We start from the raw sequence: 15,600 nt of genomic DNA on the forward strand, positions 1-15,600 counted from the left end.
ATGCTCGTAGACCAACCGAGCGAGATCGGCACAATCCGCGTCGTCGGAGCTCACCTTCGACCGGATCTCCACGCCGGCCATGAATCCAAGATGGCACAACCGCTGGACGGTGCTGGTGCAGCGTGGTCGCGACAGCCGGGCCGGTGTCCCACAACAATGACAATGCGGTGAGCACTTCCCGCAGGAGCACGGCTTCTCAATAGCGTCGGTGATCGCTGGAGAAGCCAGCAGAGATAGGCACGTCCCGTTCCGAAGGAAGGGTGACTGGCCCGGCTTGCAACGAACAAGTCGGAACCGCCCGTCACTCCGAACCGGGACGGCCGTGCCACCCCTCACCGCTTAAGGAAGAAGGGATGGCCATGACCATCGTAGAAGCCGCGCCCGCGATCACCGGTGGCGTCGACACCCACCTCGACACTCACGTTGCAGCAGCACTCGACTCGCTCGGAGGCCTGCTCGGCACCGCCTCGTTCGAGGTGACTCCCGCCGGTTACCGGGCGCTCCTCGACTGGCTCGAAGGCTTCGGCGAGCTCCGAAAGGTCGGCGTCGAGGGCACGGGCTCCTATGGCACCGGCCTCGCGCGCTATCTCCGGAGCCGCGGCGTCGAGGTGATCGAGGTCGACCGGCCGAACCGCGCTGAGCGCCGGCGGTCGGGAAAGTCAGACCCCCTCGACGCGACCGAGGCCGCGCGCGCAGCCCTCGGCGGCCGGGCGAAGGGTCTCGCGAAGTCCAAGGACGGCGCTGTCGAGGCGCTCCGGGTGCTGCTCGTCGCCAAGCGGTCGGCTCGCCAGGCGCGGGTGAAGGCGATCACCCAGATGCGCCACCTCGGGATCACCGCTCCTGACGAGCTCCGCGAGCGCCTGCATGGTCTCACAGCAAAAGCCCTTGTCAGCGAGGCATCGGGGATGCGCCCCGGGCGCTCCGTCGACGTCGTCACTAAGGCAACGAAGACCTCGCTCACCTCGCCCGCCCACCGGGTGCAGGCCCTAGACGAGGAGATCGCCGAACTCGAGACGATGATCGAGCACCTCGTCGCAGAGACCGCACCGGAGCTCCTCGAGCGTTTCGGAATCGGCCCCGACACTGCCGCGTCACTCCTCGTCGCGGCCGGCGACAATCCCGAGCGCCTCCGCTCAGAGGCCGCCTGGGCACGTCTCTGCGGCGCGGCGCCGATCCCCGCCTCATCCGGCAAGACGAGCGGTCGCCACCGCCTCGACAACGGCGGCGACCGTCAGGCGAACTCGGCGCTTTGGCGAATCGTCATGGTCCGCATCGCGCACGACCCGCGCACCACCGCCTACTTCGAACGCCGAGTGAAGGACGGCCTCTCTAAGCGCGACGCGATCCGCCATCCTGAAGCGCTACGTCGCCCGCGAGGTGTATCGCTACCTGCCTCGCGGCTAGCACCGCGGTCGTGGGCCTGGCTCTCCCCATAACTGTCGCCCTACGGGCTGACTTTCCAGCGACGTCGCCGACCCACGACCCGGACTCTCAGACCTCGGAACGCGTGGCTTGATAAGAGCATGCCCTCGGAAGCGAGTGGCTCTTCATTGTTCTGCCCGCACTTCGACCACAGGCCTTGACAACTGATAAGAGCGTCGCCGGCTCGGAGTCACGCCGTCAGCGGCGCAGGCGATCAGGGGATCGGATTCAGGAACTCGCCGATCGAGGCTGCCGCGGCCACCTGCATTGGCTGGAGCACATGGCTGTAGCGGTCGAGGGTGATCTGGGTCGAGGCATGGCCGTGTCGCTCCGCCACGACTTTGGGGTGCACTCCCGCAAGGAGCGCGATGGTCGCCGATGTATGGCGAAGGTCGTGAAGCGTGATCTCGGGAAGTCCCGCCTTGCGCTGCAGCCCGTGGAGCATCCGCGTCAGCCGCGCCGGATGGAACGGCTCCCCGACCTCGTCGACGAAGACGTAGCCCACCGGGCGACCGTCAGCCCGGAGGTCCGCCTCCGCCTCCATCCGCTCTCGATGATCGGTCAGGGCACCGACGGCTCTTTCGTCGAGCACGAGCATGCGGCGACCGGCCTTCGTCTTCGGCCCGGACTCGACGACGCGGCTACCAGCAAGGGAACGGGAGGCGCGGACCCAAAGTTGGGCAGGCGTCGCCTCCAAGTCGACGTCTTGCCACTGCAACCCGGCGAGCTCCGCGCGCCGCAGCCCCGCGGAGATGGCGAGGTACCACAGGGCACCGAGGCGGCCACCCTTCGCCACCTCGAGGAATCGCCGGGTCTGCTCCGGGCTGTAGATGGTTCGCTCCGCAGTGTCATCCCGTGGCCGCTCGACGGCGTCCGCGGGGTTAAGCGCGAGGTAGCCCATCCGGCAGGCGTAGGCGAGCACGTTGTGGAGCACGCGATGGATGTTGCGGACGTGGGTGCCCGAGAGCGGCCGGGCGTCCCGACCGCCCGAGGCGCGGAGCTCGACGTAGAGGTGCTGGATGCGCGGGGCCGTCAAACGGTCCAGGCGGAGCGAGCCGATCCTCGGGATCAGGTAGGCATCCACCAGCATCTCGTAGTTGGCGATCGTCGTCGCCTTGCGGTCGGAGCCGATCACGGACAGCCATTCCCGAGCGAGATCCTCAAAAGTGACCGTCGGCGCATACCGGAGACGCTGCTGGGAGACCGCGACGGTCGCCTCGGCGAGGGCATTGCGCGCGTCGCGCTCGGTGCGGAACCCGCTCACCCGACGTTGCCGGCGCTTCCCATCGGGGCCAGTCGGAAGGTCAAAGCGGTAGTACCACCCGCTCCCACGCTTGCCCACGTTCTCGGCCATGGCACCGACGCTCCGTCGTGTCCACTTGGACACGGAGCGAATTCCGTGTCCAAATCTGTGTCCACCCTATCAGGGAGCTATCGCTCGGGATGCCCGGCCGGACTTTCATGGCCCTGACCAGCAGATTTGGCTGGTGTCGGAGGGGGGACTTGAACCCCCACGAGATTTCTCTCACTAGCCCCTCAAGCTAGCGCGTCTGCCTATTCCGCCACTCCGACGTGGGCTCCCGCCATGGGGAGCAGAGTGAGATTACTCGCTCCCCGCGAGCTAGCGGCCGGCGGTTGAGCAGGCCTTCCGCGGCACCCGCGCGAGGCGGCAGGGGCAGTCCGGAAATGCGATCCTGGTCCCCCGCCACGAGGCGGGCGCCGGACGGGAGCCGAGATGACCGAGCATGACCTCCTCGCAGTACTGGGATGGTGCCGGGAGGGGGAGCGGGAGCTGCTCGAGCGCGCGCTGCAGCCCGTCGATCTCGGGGAGCCAAGCGCGTTGCCGGGGTGGAGCCGGGCGCACCTCGTGGCCCATCTCGCCCGCAACGCGGACGCCCTCGTCAACCTCGTGAACTGGGCCGCGACCGGTGTGGTGACCCCGATGTACCCCTCGACCGAGGCTCGCGGCGCCCAGATCGAGGCCGACGTGCCCCAGTCGCCGGGCTGGCTGCGCGAGCGCCTCTCCTCGAGCAGCGCCAACCTCCTCGAGCGCCTCGCCGACCTCCCCCCCGATGGCTGGCAGGCCGAGGTCGGCACCGCGCAGGGGCGGACCGTTCCCGCCTCGGAGATCCCCTGGATGCGGACGCGCGAGAGCTTCATCCACCTCGTCGACCTGCGCCTCGACTTCGACTTCGGGGACATCCCCGACGCAGTGACCGACGCGCTGCTCGACGACGTGACCGCGAGCCTGGGGGCGCGCGACGAGTGCCCCGCCGCCCTCCTCGAGCCGACCGACCGCGAGCGCTCGTGGAGCCTCGGCACCCCCGGCGCAGCGAGCCCCGTGCTGCGCGCCCCGGCAGCGGAGCTGCTCGCCTGGGTCACCGGCCGCGCCGCAGCGGACTCGCCTGCACTCACGACCGCCCCCGAGCTGCCCCGCTGGCTCTGAGCGGCGGCGGATGAACGACCACAGCGAGCTCCTCGTCGTCGGGGGCGGCATCGGCGGCCTCACGACCGCGCTCGCCGCACTGCACGCCGGCCGCTCGGTGCGCGTCCTCGAGCAGGCCGCCTCCTACGGTGAGATCGGCGCGGGCATACAGCTCGCCCCGAACGCGACCCGCATCCTCGACCGACTCGGCCTGCTGCCGGCGATGGAGGCGGTCGGCGTCCTCCCGCGCCGCCTCGTGCTCGGCGACGCGCTCACCGCCACCGAGCTCACCCATCTCCCCCTCGGCGACTTCCGCGAGCGCTACGGCGCCCCCTACGTCGTGCTGCACCGCCGCGACCTCCTCGACCTGCTCCTCGAGGCCTGCCGCGCGGCGGGCGGCGCCCTCGAGACGGGGGCGCGGGTCGTCGACGTCGAGGACGACGGCCGGCGGGTCGCCGCTACCGCCGCCGACGGCCGCCGCTGGTCCGGCGGGGTGCTCGTCGCCGCTGACGGCCTGCACTCGACGCTGCGCTCGCGCTTCAGCGACGACGAGCCGATCGCCTCCGGCTTCGTCGCCTACCGGGGGACGGTGCCGACCGCGCACATCGAGCGGCGGGCGGACCTCGGAGACGTGGTCGCCTGGATCGGCCCCGGCCTGCACCTCGTGCAGTACCCGCTGCGCGCCGGTGAGCTCTACAACCAGGTGGCGGTCTTCCGCAGCCCTGCCTTCGCCGCCGGGAGCGCCGAGTGGGGCACCCCCGAGGAGCTCGACTCGGCCTTCTCCCCTGTGCACGGCCACCTCCGCGAGGCGACCCAGCTGCTCGGGCGCGAGCTGCGCTGGCCGATGCACGACCGCCTCCCGATCGGACGCTTCGCCGAGGGAAGATTCGCCCTCCTCGGCGACGCCGCCCACCCCATGCTGCAGTACCTCGCGCAGGGCGCCTGCCAGGCGATCGAGGACGCCGCCTGCCTCGTGGGCGCACTCGGGCGCCACGACGGGCCCGCCGCCGCCCTCGCCGCGTACGAGGCCGAGCGGGCGCCGCGCACCGCCCGTGTGCAGCGCAACGCCCGCGCCTGGGGAGAGTTCTGGCACGTCGGCGGGGCCGACAAGACCGCCCGCGACGCGCTGCTGCGGGCGCGTGACCCGGCCGACCACAGCCGCGTCAGCTGGCTCTACGGCTCCTAGCGGCGGAGCGCCCACCTTCGCCCCGTGCTTGGCTGTCGGCACCTGCCGCCGACGAACGAGGAGCGACGCGATGGCCGCCGACCTACCCACCGACCCCCGCGCCGCTGTCGCGCGCGCCTGCCACGTGCTCGGCGACATCGGCCAGGGGGACATGGTCTGGGGCCACGTGTCGCTACGCGACGAGCAGGGCCGTGGCGTGTGGATGAAGGCACACGCCTTCGGCTTCAACGAGATCGACGAGGACAAGGTCCTCCTCGTCTCCTTCGACGGCGAGGTGCTCGAGGGCGAGGGCCGGCGGCACATCGAGTACCCGATCCACACCGAGATCATGAGGGCACGCCCCGACGTGCGCTGTGTCGTGCACACCCACTCCGTCGGCGCGGTCGCCTTCGCCGCGACCGGCGACGATCTGCGGCCGATCTCCCACGACGCCTGCTACTTCGTGCCTCCCGCGCTCGCCCGCTTCACCGAGACCGGGGACCTCATCTCGACGCGCGAGCTCGGCGAGCACCTCGCGGCGGCGATCGGCGACCGCAACGCGCTGCTGATCCCGAACCACGGCATCGCGGTCGCCGGCGCCAGCGTGCCGCACGCGATCATGGGGGCGGTGCTGCTCGACCGCGCCTGCCGCACGCAGCTGCTCGCGGGCGAGGTGCGGCACTGGTCGCCCGACGACGAGGCGCTCGCGAAGCGCGCCAGCGTCTGGTCCGACGACGGCCTCGACCTCGGCTGGAACTTCCTCACCCGCCAGGCCGAAGCCCACCGCTGAGGGGGAGGACGTCCCTGGGGCTCGTGAGAGGGCGCTCAGCTCGCCGGCATCGTGGTCGTCGTCGGCGGCGGGTTGGTCTGGATCGCCCAGTTCTGGGCATCCCACATCGGCCCCGCTGGGCTCGGCGCGGCGCTCACCCCGACGAGGTCGCTCGCGGTGACGAGGGTGAGCGGCACCTCGAACAGCGGCACTGTCGGCAGCGCCGCCCACAGCGCGGTGTCGATCTCGTTGTAGAGGCCGGAGCCGGCGCTCTGGTTGAGCTCCCCGGAGGCCTCGGCGAAGAGCGCCGCGATCTCGGGGTCGCGGTAGCCGAGCACATCGCGGGTCACCGAGCCGGAGACGACCGAGGCGGGCTCGCCGCCGTCCGCCCGCACGGTGAAGACCGGGACCGCGGCCGTCGCCCCCGTGGCCCCGGTCGCACCGACGGTCGGGCCGGCGGCGCCGGTCACCCCGCCCGCCGCCTGCAATGCAGAGGGGGTCGGGCCGACGGGCTGGGTGTAGAGCGCGGCGGCCGTCGAGGGGTAGGGGGAGAGCAGGTAGGGCGCGATCGCCATCTGATAGCGGCCGCGCGGCAGCACTGTGCCGAGCAGCTCCTCCTCGCTCACGTTGCGGATCGCGAGGTGGATCCCGGCCTGCAGGAGCTCGGCCTGCAGCTGCTGCTCGACCGAGGCGGCGACGGCGTCGCCGGTCGGCCCCGAGAGGGTGAGGGTGAGCGGCGTCCCGGTCGGGCCGCGCACCACCCCGTCGGCATCGACCTGGTAGCCCACCGACGTGAGCAGCGAGTCGGCGGCGTCGAGGTCGACCGACTGGTAGGTGCCGTCGTTCGCCGTGCTCCCGGGCGCGCCCGAGAGGTAGAGGCGGTTGCCGTTCACCCCGCCCTCGGCGGTCGAGAGACCGATCGTGTTGGTGAAGAGCTGGTGGCGGTCGATCGACTCCGCGATCGCCTGGCGGACTGCGGGCACGAGCTGCGGGTCGTCGAGGTTGAAGACGAGCTGCTCGAGGGTCGGCGAGAGGGCGGGCTGCTCGGTGAGGTCGGTGCTCGTCTCGACGAGCGAGTCGATCGCCGGGCTCGGCGGGACCTCGGCGACCTGCACCCTCCCCCGCGCCAGCGCGTCGAGGGTGGCGCCGACGGAGGGCTCGACGAGGAAGGTGATGCGCCCGAGGCGCGCCGGCGGACCCCAGTAGTGCGGGTTGCGCACGAGGGCGAGCGCGACCGGCCTCGAGCCGCGGTAGGTCTCGCGCGCGATCTCGTAGGGGCCGCCCGAGACGAGGGTCGCCGGCACGGGGCGGGTGACCGTGCCGCGCTGCTTGGTGGCCCGCGGCGGCGAGGTCGCGAAGGCCGCCGTCCAGCCGTGCACGGCGGCGACGTGCGCCGGCACGAGGGGTGAGAAGAGCGCCGGCCAGTCGGCGTCGCGGGCGGAGAAGGTGACCTCGAAGGTCGTCGCCGCTGGTGGCGAGATCGAGCTGATCTCCTGGTAGCCGAGGGTGGGGTTGGTCGCCGGCAGGGTGGGGCCGACCGTCAGCTCCTGCTGCCACTCGTAGATGAAGTCCGAGGAGGTGATCGGCGCGCCGTCCGACCACTTGGCTCCCGGGTCGATCGTGTACCTCACGACGAAGGGCTGCACGCTCTGCACCTCGGCGCCGACGGTGGAGAGCAGCGAGTCACAGGCGGGGCCGCCGGTCGGGCAGGTCGTCGGGGGGAGGCGGTTGCCGGTGACGTAGGTCTGCGGCCAGACCTCGGCCATCACCATCGCGGTGACCGAGTTCGCGCCCTGCGGGGTAAGGGGGTTGAACTCGCGGGGCAGGCGGGGGACGGCGACGGTCACGGTGCCGCTCGTCCTGTAGGTGACGACCCCCGAGATGGTGGTGGTCGTGCTCGAAGGCGCCGGGCCGGCGGCGGCGGTGCAGCCGAGGAGCGCGATCCCCGCGAGGAGGAGGAGTAGCGGCCGGCCGAGCCTCAGCCCCAACGAAGGTCGATGACGATCGTCGCGAAGGCGAAGATCACCGCCACCGCGATCGTGATCCGGTCGAGGTTCTTCTCGGCGACGGTCGAGCCTGCGGCGGCCGATCCGACGCTCGAGCCGAACATGTCCGAGAGGCCGCTGCCGCGCCCGGAGTGGAGGAGGATCAGCAGGATGAGGGCGAGGGAGGCCAAGACCTCGACCCCGACCACGACATCAGTGAGCACGTGCTCCGTCCCTTTCCGAGCCGGTTACCGGAAAGCGCAGGTTAGCCGCGGATGCGGCCGCGGCCCCCGGCGCGCGCCGCGGCTGCAGCCTCAGCCGGCGGCGGAGACGATGGCGTGGAACTTCGCGGCGTCGAGGCTGGCGCCGCCGACGAGGGCGCCGTCGACGTTCGCGCAGGCGAGCAGGTCGGCTGCGTTCTCCGGCGTCACCGACCCCCCGTACTGGACGCGCGCCGTGGCGGCGACCGCGCCGCCGAGGCGGGTGAGCTCGTCGCGGATCGTCCCGCACATCTCCTCGGCGTCGTCGGGGGTCGCGACCACGCCGGTGCCGATCGCCCAGATCGGCTCGTAGGCGACGACGACGCGGGCGATCTCCTCGCCCTTGCGGCGGCCGAGGGCGGCCTCGAGCTGCCCGGCGACCTTGGCGAGGGCCATGCCCTCGGCGCGCTCCTCGCCGCTCTCGCCGACGCAGAGGATCGGCACCATCCCCGCTTTCAGGATCGCGTCGAGCTTCATGCAGACGATCTCGTCGCTCTCCCCGAAGTACTGGCGGCGCTCGGAGTGGCCGGCGATCACGTAGGCGACGTTGAGCTTGGCGAGCATCTCGGGGCTCACCTCGCCGGTGTAGGCCCCCCGCTCCTCGAAGTGGCAGTTCTGCGCGCCGAGCGCGACCGGGAGGTGGTCGGTCTCGACGGCGGTCTGCACGCTACGCAGCGAGGTGAAGGGCGGGTGCAGGCTCACCTCGACCCCCTGGGGCGCAGGCTTGGCGCGCAGCAGCGCGGCGAGCTCCTGGATCAGCTTCAGCGCCTCGAAGTGGTTCTCGTGCATCTTCCAGTTGCCCGAGACGAGGACGGGGCGCTCCCCCACCACGGCCTCAGCCCCGTCCGGCGCGCAACGCGGCGAGGCCCGGGAGGTCGCCCTGCTCGATGAACTCGAGGGAGGCGCCGCCGCCCGTCGAGACGAAGTCGATCCTCTCGGCGAGGCCGTACTCGTCGATCGCCGCCACCGAGTCGCCGCCGCCGACGACGGTGAAGCCGGGCGCGGCGGCGACCGCCTCCGCGACGGCGCGCGTCCCCGCGGCGAAGCGCTCGTCCTCGAAGACGCCCATCGGGCCGTTCCACAGCACCGTCTCGGCACCCGCCACCGCGGCGGCGAAGTGGGCCGCGCTCTCGGGGCCGATGTCGCGCCCCGACCAGCCGTCGGGGAGGTCGCTGCCGAAGGAGGAGACGGCGTCGTCGGGGCCGAGGGCGAGGGTGTCGGAGGGGAGGAGGACCTCGATCCCCGAGGCGAGGAGCGCCCTGCAGTCCTCCACGCGCGCCGGGTCGAGGAGCGAGGAGCCGACGGTGTGGCCGATGGCGGCGAGGAAGGTGTAGGCCATCCCGCCGCCGACGACGAGAGTGTCGACCTTCTCGGCGAGCGCCCGCAGCACCGCGAGCTTGTCGGCGATCTTCGCCCCGCCGACGACGGCGACGAAGGGGCGGCGCGGCTCGTTGAGCAGGCCGCCGAGGACCTCGACCTCGCGCGCCAGCAGGTAGCCGGCGGCGGAGGGGAGGAGGGCGGGGGGGCCGACCACCGAGGCATGCGCGCGGTGGCTCACGCCGAAGGCGTCGTTCACGTAGCAGTCGTGGCCGGCGACGAGGCGTGCGACGAAGGCGGGGTCGTCCGCCTCCTCGCCCGGGTCGAAGCGGAGGTTCTCGAGGAGGGTGACCCCGGGCGCCAGCACGGCAAGGCGCTCGGCGACGGGCGCCACCCGGTAGCGCTCGTCGACCTTTCCCTCGGGACGGCCGAGGTGGGTGCAGGCCGTGACCGACGCGCCCTTGTCGATCAGGTACGCGAGGGTCGGGAGCGCTGCGTGGATGCGGAAGTCGTCGGCGACGACGCGCCGCCCGTCGCGCTCGGCGAGAGGGACGTTGAAGTCGACGCGCACGAGCACCGAGGCGCCCTCGAGGTGCGGGAGGTCCTCGAGCCGAGGGAGGGGCTGCATCTCAGGTGGCGGTCGGCCGGCGCCGGGCCGCTCGGGTGAGCGGGCTCACTTGCTCCCGACGATCTCGACGAGGTCGGCGAGGCGGTTGGAGTAGCCCCACTCGTTGTCGTACCAGCCGAAGGCCTTGACGAGCGTCTGCCCGCCGTCGAGGGGGATGACGCGGGTGAGGTCGGCGTCGAAGGTGCAGCTCGCCGGGGAGCCGACGATGTCGCTCGAGACGATCGGGTCGTCGGTGTAGTCGAGGACGCGCGCGAGCCGCCCCGTCCCCGCGGCGTTGGCGAAGGCCCGGTTCACCTCGTCCGCGTCCACCTGCGCGCCGAGGACCGCGGTGACGTCGGTGATCGAGCCGTCCTGCACCGGGACGCGCAGCGAGACGCCGTCGAGGCGCCCCTTCATCGCGCTGAGCACGAGGTCCGTGGCCTTCGCGGCGCCGGTCGCCGTCGGGACGATGTTCACGGCCGCGGCGCGCGCCCGGCGGAGGTTGTCGCGGGCGAGGTCGAGCAGCTCCTGGTCGTTGGTATAGGCGTGCACCGTCGTCATCAGCGCCTGGCGCAGCTCGAAGGCGTCGTCGAGGACCTTCACCATCGGCACGAAGCAGTTGGTCGTGCAGGAGGCGTTGGAGACGACGAGGTGGCGGGCGGGGTCGAAGGTGTCGTCGTTCACGCCGACGACGAAGGTCGCGTCGGCGTCGTCGGCGGGCGCCGAGATGACGACGCGCGCCGCGCCGGCGTCGATGTGCGCGTGCGCCTGGGCGCGCTTGGTGAAGCGCCCCGTCGACTCGACGACGACGTCGATCGCGAGGTCCCCCCAGGGCAGCGCCGAGGGGTCGCGCTCGGCGAAGACGGCGATCTCGTGGCCGTCGACGACGAGGGCCTTGTCGTGGACGACGACCTTGCCGCCGAAGCGGCCGTGCGTCGAGTCGTAGCGCAGCAGGTGCGCGTTCGAGGCCGCATCGACGAGGTCGTTGATGGCGACGATCTCGACGTCGCCCTTCCCCTCGTGCAGCGCCCTCAGGAAGTTGCGGCCGATCCGCCCGAATCCGTTGACTGCGACACGCACGGTCATCTTCGTCACCGCCCGATCAGTCGGCCCTCTGGCCCGCTCCGGCTCCGTTGCCGGCGTGACAATCTGACTCGCCGCGGCGCCGGAACGCAACCATTGATGCCACGAGGTGTGTCAGCCCGTCACGAGGGCGGCGAGCGCCGCGGCGAGGAGCGCCTCGTCGTGCACCGCCCCCGAGGCGGCGGCGAGGGGGGCTTCGACGACGCAGCTGCGGCCGCCGAGCGCGCCGAGCGCGAGGCGGCTCGTGTCCGCGAGCACCACGTCGGGGACGACCCCGTGCGCCGCCAGCGCGGCGACGTGGGCGGCGACGTCGTAGCCGGTCGTCTCGGTCTGCTCGGCGAGGTTACCGACGTAGACGACACGCGCCGGCGAGGCGGCGATCGCCTCCGTCATCCCCGCGGGGGCGAGGGCGGCGAGGATGCTCGTGTAGAGCGAGCCGGGGCCGAGCACGAGCTGGTCGGCGCGGGCGATCGCCGCGAGCGCCTCGGGTGCGGCGGCGATCGCCGGCGGGTCGAGCGAGACGCGGCGGATCCCGGGGGTGCCCATGATCCGCACCTGCCCGGCGAGCTCGCCCTCGGCGGCCTGCGCGACGAGGGTCACCGGCTCCTCGGTGGCGGGGAGCACCCGCCCCACCGTGCCGAGCAGCGCGCAGGTCTCGGCGATCCCGCCGACGAAGCCGCCGCTCGCCGCGCTGAGCGCGGCGAGCAGGAGGTTGCCGAAGGCGTGCCCCTCGAGCTCGCCGCCGTGGAAGCGGTGCTCGAGGCTCTCGCCGAGCGGCGAGGGGCCCGGGAGGAGCGCCGTGATGCAGCGGCGGACGTCGCCCGGCGCGGGGATCCCGAGCGCTTCGCGCAGCCGCCCCGAGCTGCCGCCGTCGTCAGCGACCGAGACGATCGCCGAGATCTCCCCCGCGTAGCGGCGCGCCGCCCCGAGGCTGCGCGCCAGGCCGTGGCCGCCGCCGATCGCCACGACGCGGGGCCCGCCGGCGACGAGCCGGCCGCTCAACGGTCGATGTCCCGGTGGTGCACCGTCGGGTGGTAACCCTCGCCGGCGATCGTCTCGGCGAGGGCCTCGGCGACGGCGACCGAGCGGTGGCGGCCACCGGTGCAGCCGATCGCGATCGAGAGGTAGGACTTCCCCTCCTTCGCGTAGTTCGGGAGGAGGAAGGTGAGCAGCCCGCCGATGCGTTGCAGGAACTCGACCGCCTCCGGCTGGTCGAGGACGTAGCGGCGGACCTCCTCGTCGAGGCCGCTCTTCGGCCGCAGCTCCTCGATCCAGTAGGGGTTGGGGAGGAAGCGGCAGTCGAGGACGAGGTCGACGTCGAGGGGGAGGCCGTGCTTGTAGCCAAAGGAGACGACCGTCGTCTCCATCGCCCCCGCCGCCTCGCTCCCGCTGAAGAGCTCGACGAGGCGGGCGCGCAGCTCGTTGGTGTTGAGGTCGCTCGTGTCGAGGGTGACGTCGGCCCCCTGGCGCAGCTCGGAAAAGAGCTCCCGCTCGGCGCGGATCGCGTCGAGGACCCCCTGGCCCTCCACGGGATGGCGGCGGCGCGTCCCCTCGAAGCGGCGGACGAGCACCTCGTCGGAGGCGTCGAGGAAGAGCAGCCGGACGCGCGCCCCCGTCGCCCGCAACGCCTCGACCGCGGGGACGAGCTCGCTCACCGACTCGGCACCGCCGCGGCCGGCGACGAAGCAGAAGCGCTCGAGCTCGGAGTCGCCGTGCACCGCGATCTCCGCGACGCGCCCGAGGAGCGCCGGCGGGAGGCCGTCGATGACGAACCAGCCGAGGTCCTCGAGGGTGGCCGCCGCCGTCGAGCGCCCCGCGCCGGAGAGGCCCGTCACGATCAGGTACTCGGCCACACCGTCGTCCTCCCCTCGAGAGCCGCTGCGCTCAAGGCTGCCACGCCAGCGGCGCGCCGGCCGCAGCGGGCGCGGCGAGGGCGCCCGCGCGCGCCGCTCAGCGGCGGGGGCGGTGCTCGAAGCGCATCGCCAACAGCCGCGGGATCGCCCCCTCGAGGGCGGGGTCGACCGAGCCGGCGAGGAACTCCGGGAGCGGCGGCGGCTCGTGCATCTCGACGAGCAGCAGGTCGAGGGCGGCAAGGGGGTTGAGGTAGCGCGAGAGGGGGCGGTGGGCGAAGGGGATCGCCACGCCGGCGTCCACCTGCTCCACGGTGACCTGCTCGGAGAGGTAGGGGCCCACCCGCCAGTAGTGCTCGTCGAGGATCTGGTCGTCGACGAAGCCGCTGCCGGGCCCCTGGTACATCGGGTGGTTGACGAGCAGCAGCAGCGTGCCGCCGGGCACGAGGACGCGGGCGACCTCGCCGAGCAGGGCGTCGGGGTCGTCGCTGTGCTCGATCGCCAGGCAGCAGACGACGCCGCCGAGGCTGCCGCCGGCGAAGGGGAGGGCCTCGCCCGCCCCGCAGACGAGGCGCGGCCCGCCCCCCTCGGCGCGGGCGTTGTCGAGCTGCGCGCGCGAGGGGTCGAGGCCGACGACCGCCGGCCCGGCGGCGGCGAGCGCGCGCGCCACCTGCCCCTCCCCACAGCCGAGGTCGAGCACCAGCCCGAGGCCGCCGAGCTCGGCGGTGACGAGGGGGAGGATCTCCCGCTCGTACTCGATGTCGGCGCCGTGGGTGAAGGTCTTCTTCCACCAGCCGGCGTGCTCGTCCCACAGCGCCGCCCCGGATGGCGGCGGGCGCTCGCTCACGCCGCGCCGATCGGGGCGAGCTCGCGGCCGTGCAACCGTGCGTAGAGGGCGCGGGCGACGGGCTCGGGGAGCCACTCGAGGGCGAGCAGCTCCTCGAGCGCCGCGGCGCGCACCTTGCGCACCCCGCCGAGCTCGCGCACGAGGCGCTCGCGGCGCTTCGGGCCGAGGCCGGGGACGCCGTCGAGGGCGCCGGTCGTCATGCGCTTGCCGCGCAGCTCGCGGTGGAAGGTGATCGCGAAGCGGTGCGCCTCGTCGCGGATCTGCTGCAGCAGGTAGATCGCCTCGGAGTCGCGGGGGATGCGGATCGGCTCGGGGCGACCGGGGACGAAGACCTCCTCGAACTGCTTGGCGAGCGAGGCGAGCGAGAAGCGCCCCTCGAGGCCGAGCTCGGCGACGACCTCCTCCCCCACCCCGAGCTGGCCCTTGCCGCCGTCGATGAGCAGCAGGTTCGGGGGGTAGGCGAAACGGGTCGGCCGGCCGTCGGTGGCGCGCGGCGCCTCGTCGAGGCGCTTCAGCCGCCGCGAGAGCACCTCGTGCATCGCCCCGTAGTCGTCGTTTCCGGCGACGCTCGTGACCTTGAAGCGGCGGTAGTCGCTGCGCTTGGGGAGGCCGTCCTCCATCACCACCATCGAGCCGACGTAGTCGCTCCCCTGCAGGTGGCTCATGTCGTAGCACTCGATGCGCAGCGGGGCGTCGGGGAGGCCGAGGTAGCTCTGCAGCTCGTCGAGGGCGCGCGCCCTCGAGGAGAGGTCCGTCGCCCGCCGCAGGCGGTGGCGGGCGAGCTGCTCGGTGGCGTTGCGCGTCGCCACCTCGAGAAGGGCGCGCTTGCGCCCCCGCTGCGGCACGGCGATCGTCACCTTCTGCCCGCGCCGCTCGGCGAGCCACTCCTCGTAGGTCGCCGCCTCCTCGGGGAGCTCGGGGACGAGCACCTGGCGGGGGAGGCTGAGCGGCGTCTCCGCGTAGTGGGTCTCGAGGATCCGCCCGACGAGCTCGGGGGTGGCGACCGGCTCGACCTTCTCGAGGATGAAGCCGTCGCGCCCGACGACCCGGCCGCGGCGGACGTGCAGCACCTGCACCGCCGCCTCCAGCTCCTCCTCGGTGACGCCGACGACGTCGAGGTCCTCCCCGGCGTCGACGACCATCTCCTGGCGCTCCGAGGCGAGGCGCACGGACTCCAGCTGGTCGCGCAGGTGGGCGGCCTGCTCGAACTCGAGGGCCTCCGCGGCGGCCTGCATCTCGACCTCGAGGCGGTCGATGAGCGGCTTGGTCTCGCCCTCGAGAAAGGCCATCAGGTCCTCGACGAGGCCCCGGTAGACCTCGTCCGCGACGGCGCCGACGCAGGGCCCCGAGCAGCGCTCGATGTGGAACAGCAGGCAGGGGCGGCCGAGGCGCTCGTGGCGGCCGAATTTCGCGTTCGTGCAGGTCCGGATGGGGAACGAGCGCAGCAGCTGGTCGAGGGTCTCGCGGATCGCGTAGGCGTGCGCGTAGGGGCCGAAGTAGCGGTTGCCCTTGCGCTTCGCGCCGCGCATCACCATCGCGCGCGGGAAGCGCTCGTCCACGGTGACCGCCAGGTAGGGGTAGCTCTTGTCGTCGACGAGGCGGATGTTGAAGCGCGGCCGGTGCGCCTTGATGAGGTTGTACTCGAGCATGATCGCCTCGACGTCGGAGCGGACCTGGATCCACTCGACCGAGGCAGCGCTCGCCACCATCTGTGCCGTCCGGGGGTGCAGCTGGGCGGGGTTGACGAAGTAGTTGGAGAGGCGGCTGCGCAGCGAGCGCGCCTTGCCGACGTAGATCACGCGCCCGTCCGCGTCCTTGAACTGGTAGGAGCCGGGGCTGTCGGGGATGTGCTCGGGGCGGCTGAGCATCC

At 72.7% G+C, this 15,600-nt stretch carries 13 protein-coding genes, 1 tRNA gene and 1 pseudogene; 4 read left to right on the plus strand and 11 right to left on the minus strand.

Annotation, left to right across the window (positions count from 1 at the left end):
* Positions 1–359 precede the first annotated feature (359 nt).
* Positions 360–1,404: pseudogene (locus VNF07_06505) on the plus strand (IS110 family transposase).
* 232 nt (positions 1,405–1,636) lie between these two features.
* Here VNF07_06505 and VNF07_06510 read toward each other — a convergent pair.
* Together VNF07_06510 and VNF07_06515 are read right to left on the minus strand one after the other, a co-directional pair.
* Positions 1,637–2,776 carry a tyrosine-type recombinase/integrase gene (locus tag VNF07_06510; GenBank protein HVB05879.1) on the minus strand — a complete coding sequence of 380 codons (1,140 nt, stop codon included), beginning with the start codon at positions 2,774–2,776 and terminating at the stop codon, positions 1,637–1,639.
* A gap of 131 nt (positions 2,777–2,907) precedes the next feature.
* A tRNA-Leu gene (locus tag VNF07_06515) sits at positions 2,908–2,994 on the minus strand.
* Positions 2,995–3,157: 163 nt separating this feature from the next.
* Here VNF07_06515 and VNF07_06520 point away from each other — a divergent pair.
* From VNF07_06520 to VNF07_06530, 3 genes are all read left to right on the plus strand, one after another.
* Positions 3,158–3,868, plus strand: coding sequence for a maleylpyruvate isomerase family mycothiol-dependent enzyme (locus VNF07_06520; GenBank protein ID HVB05880.1), 711 nt, complete (start codon positions 3,158–3,160; stop codon positions 3,866–3,868).
* Between the two features lie 10 nt (positions 3,869–3,878).
* The gene (locus tag VNF07_06525) at positions 3,879–5,033 is read left to right on the plus strand and encodes an FAD-dependent monooxygenase (protein HVB05881.1); all 1,155 of its coding nucleotides are present in this window, start codon (positions 3,879–3,881) and stop codon (positions 5,031–5,033) included.
* Between the two features lie 70 nt (positions 5,034–5,103).
* Entirely contained in the window at positions 5,104–5,802 is a 699-nt protein-coding gene (locus tag VNF07_06530; protein ID HVB05882.1) for a class II aldolase/adducin family protein, read from the plus strand.
* 35 nt (positions 5,803–5,837) lie between these two features.
* On the opposite strand, the gene VNF07_06535 is transcribed toward VNF07_06530, so the two are convergent.
* The 9 genes from VNF07_06535 to uvrC form a co-directional block, all read right to left on the minus strand.
* A complete protein-coding gene (locus tag VNF07_06535) occupies positions 5,838–7,769 on the minus strand; it encodes an ABC transporter substrate-binding protein (protein ID HVB05883.1) in 1,932 nt (643 codons plus the stop codon).
* Positions 7,760–7,990, minus strand: a complete 231-nt coding sequence (secG, locus tag VNF07_06540) for a preprotein translocase subunit SecG (protein HVB05884.1) — start codon at positions 7,988–7,990, stop codon at positions 7,760–7,762. The genes VNF07_06535 and secG overlap by 10 nt, the downstream gene beginning before the upstream one ends.
* Before the next feature lie 90 nt (positions 7,991–8,080).
* Positions 8,081–8,854, minus strand: coding sequence for a triose-phosphate isomerase (tpiA, locus tag VNF07_06545; GenBank protein ID HVB05885.1), 774 nt, complete (start codon positions 8,852–8,854; stop codon positions 8,081–8,083).
* Between the two features lie 7 nt (positions 8,855–8,861).
* Entirely contained in the window at positions 8,862–9,971 is a 1,110-nt protein-coding gene (locus tag VNF07_06550; GenBank protein ID HVB05886.1) for a phosphoglycerate kinase, read from the minus strand.
* A 45-nt stretch (positions 9,972–10,016) separates the two neighbouring features.
* Complete coding sequence (gap, locus tag VNF07_06555) at positions 10,017–11,036, minus strand: type I glyceraldehyde-3-phosphate dehydrogenase (GenBank protein ID HVB05887.1); 1,020 nt, start codon at positions 11,034–11,036, stop codon at positions 10,017–10,019.
* Between the two features lie 111 nt (positions 11,037–11,147).
* Positions 11,148–12,035: a uridine diphosphate-N-acetylglucosamine-binding protein YvcK gene (gene yvcK / locus VNF07_06560; protein HVB05888.1), complete on the minus strand. Its 888-nt coding sequence runs from the start codon at positions 12,033–12,035 to the stop codon at positions 11,148–11,150.
* Entirely contained in the window at positions 12,032–12,886 is an 855-nt protein-coding gene (gene rapZ, locus VNF07_06565) for an RNase adapter RapZ (GenBank protein HVB05889.1), read from the minus strand. Before rapZ ends, yvcK begins: the two co-directional genes overlap by 4 nt.
* Before the next feature lie 97 nt (positions 12,887–12,983).
* Positions 12,984–13,730, minus strand: coding sequence for a class I SAM-dependent methyltransferase (locus VNF07_06570; protein ID HVB05890.1), 747 nt, complete (start codon positions 13,728–13,730; stop codon positions 12,984–12,986).
* A complete protein-coding gene (uvrC, locus tag VNF07_06575) occupies positions 13,727–15,598 on the minus strand; it encodes an excinuclease ABC subunit UvrC (GenBank protein HVB05891.1) in 1,872 nt (623 codons plus the stop codon). Before uvrC ends, VNF07_06570 begins: the two co-directional genes overlap by 4 nt.
* Positions 15,599–15,600: the final 2 nt, after the last annotated feature.

It is taken from the genome of Acidimicrobiales bacterium (assembly GCA_035533595.1).
In the GTDB taxonomy this organism is placed as follows: Bacteria; Actinomycetota; Acidimicrobiia; order Acidimicrobiales; family Bog-793; genus DATLTN01.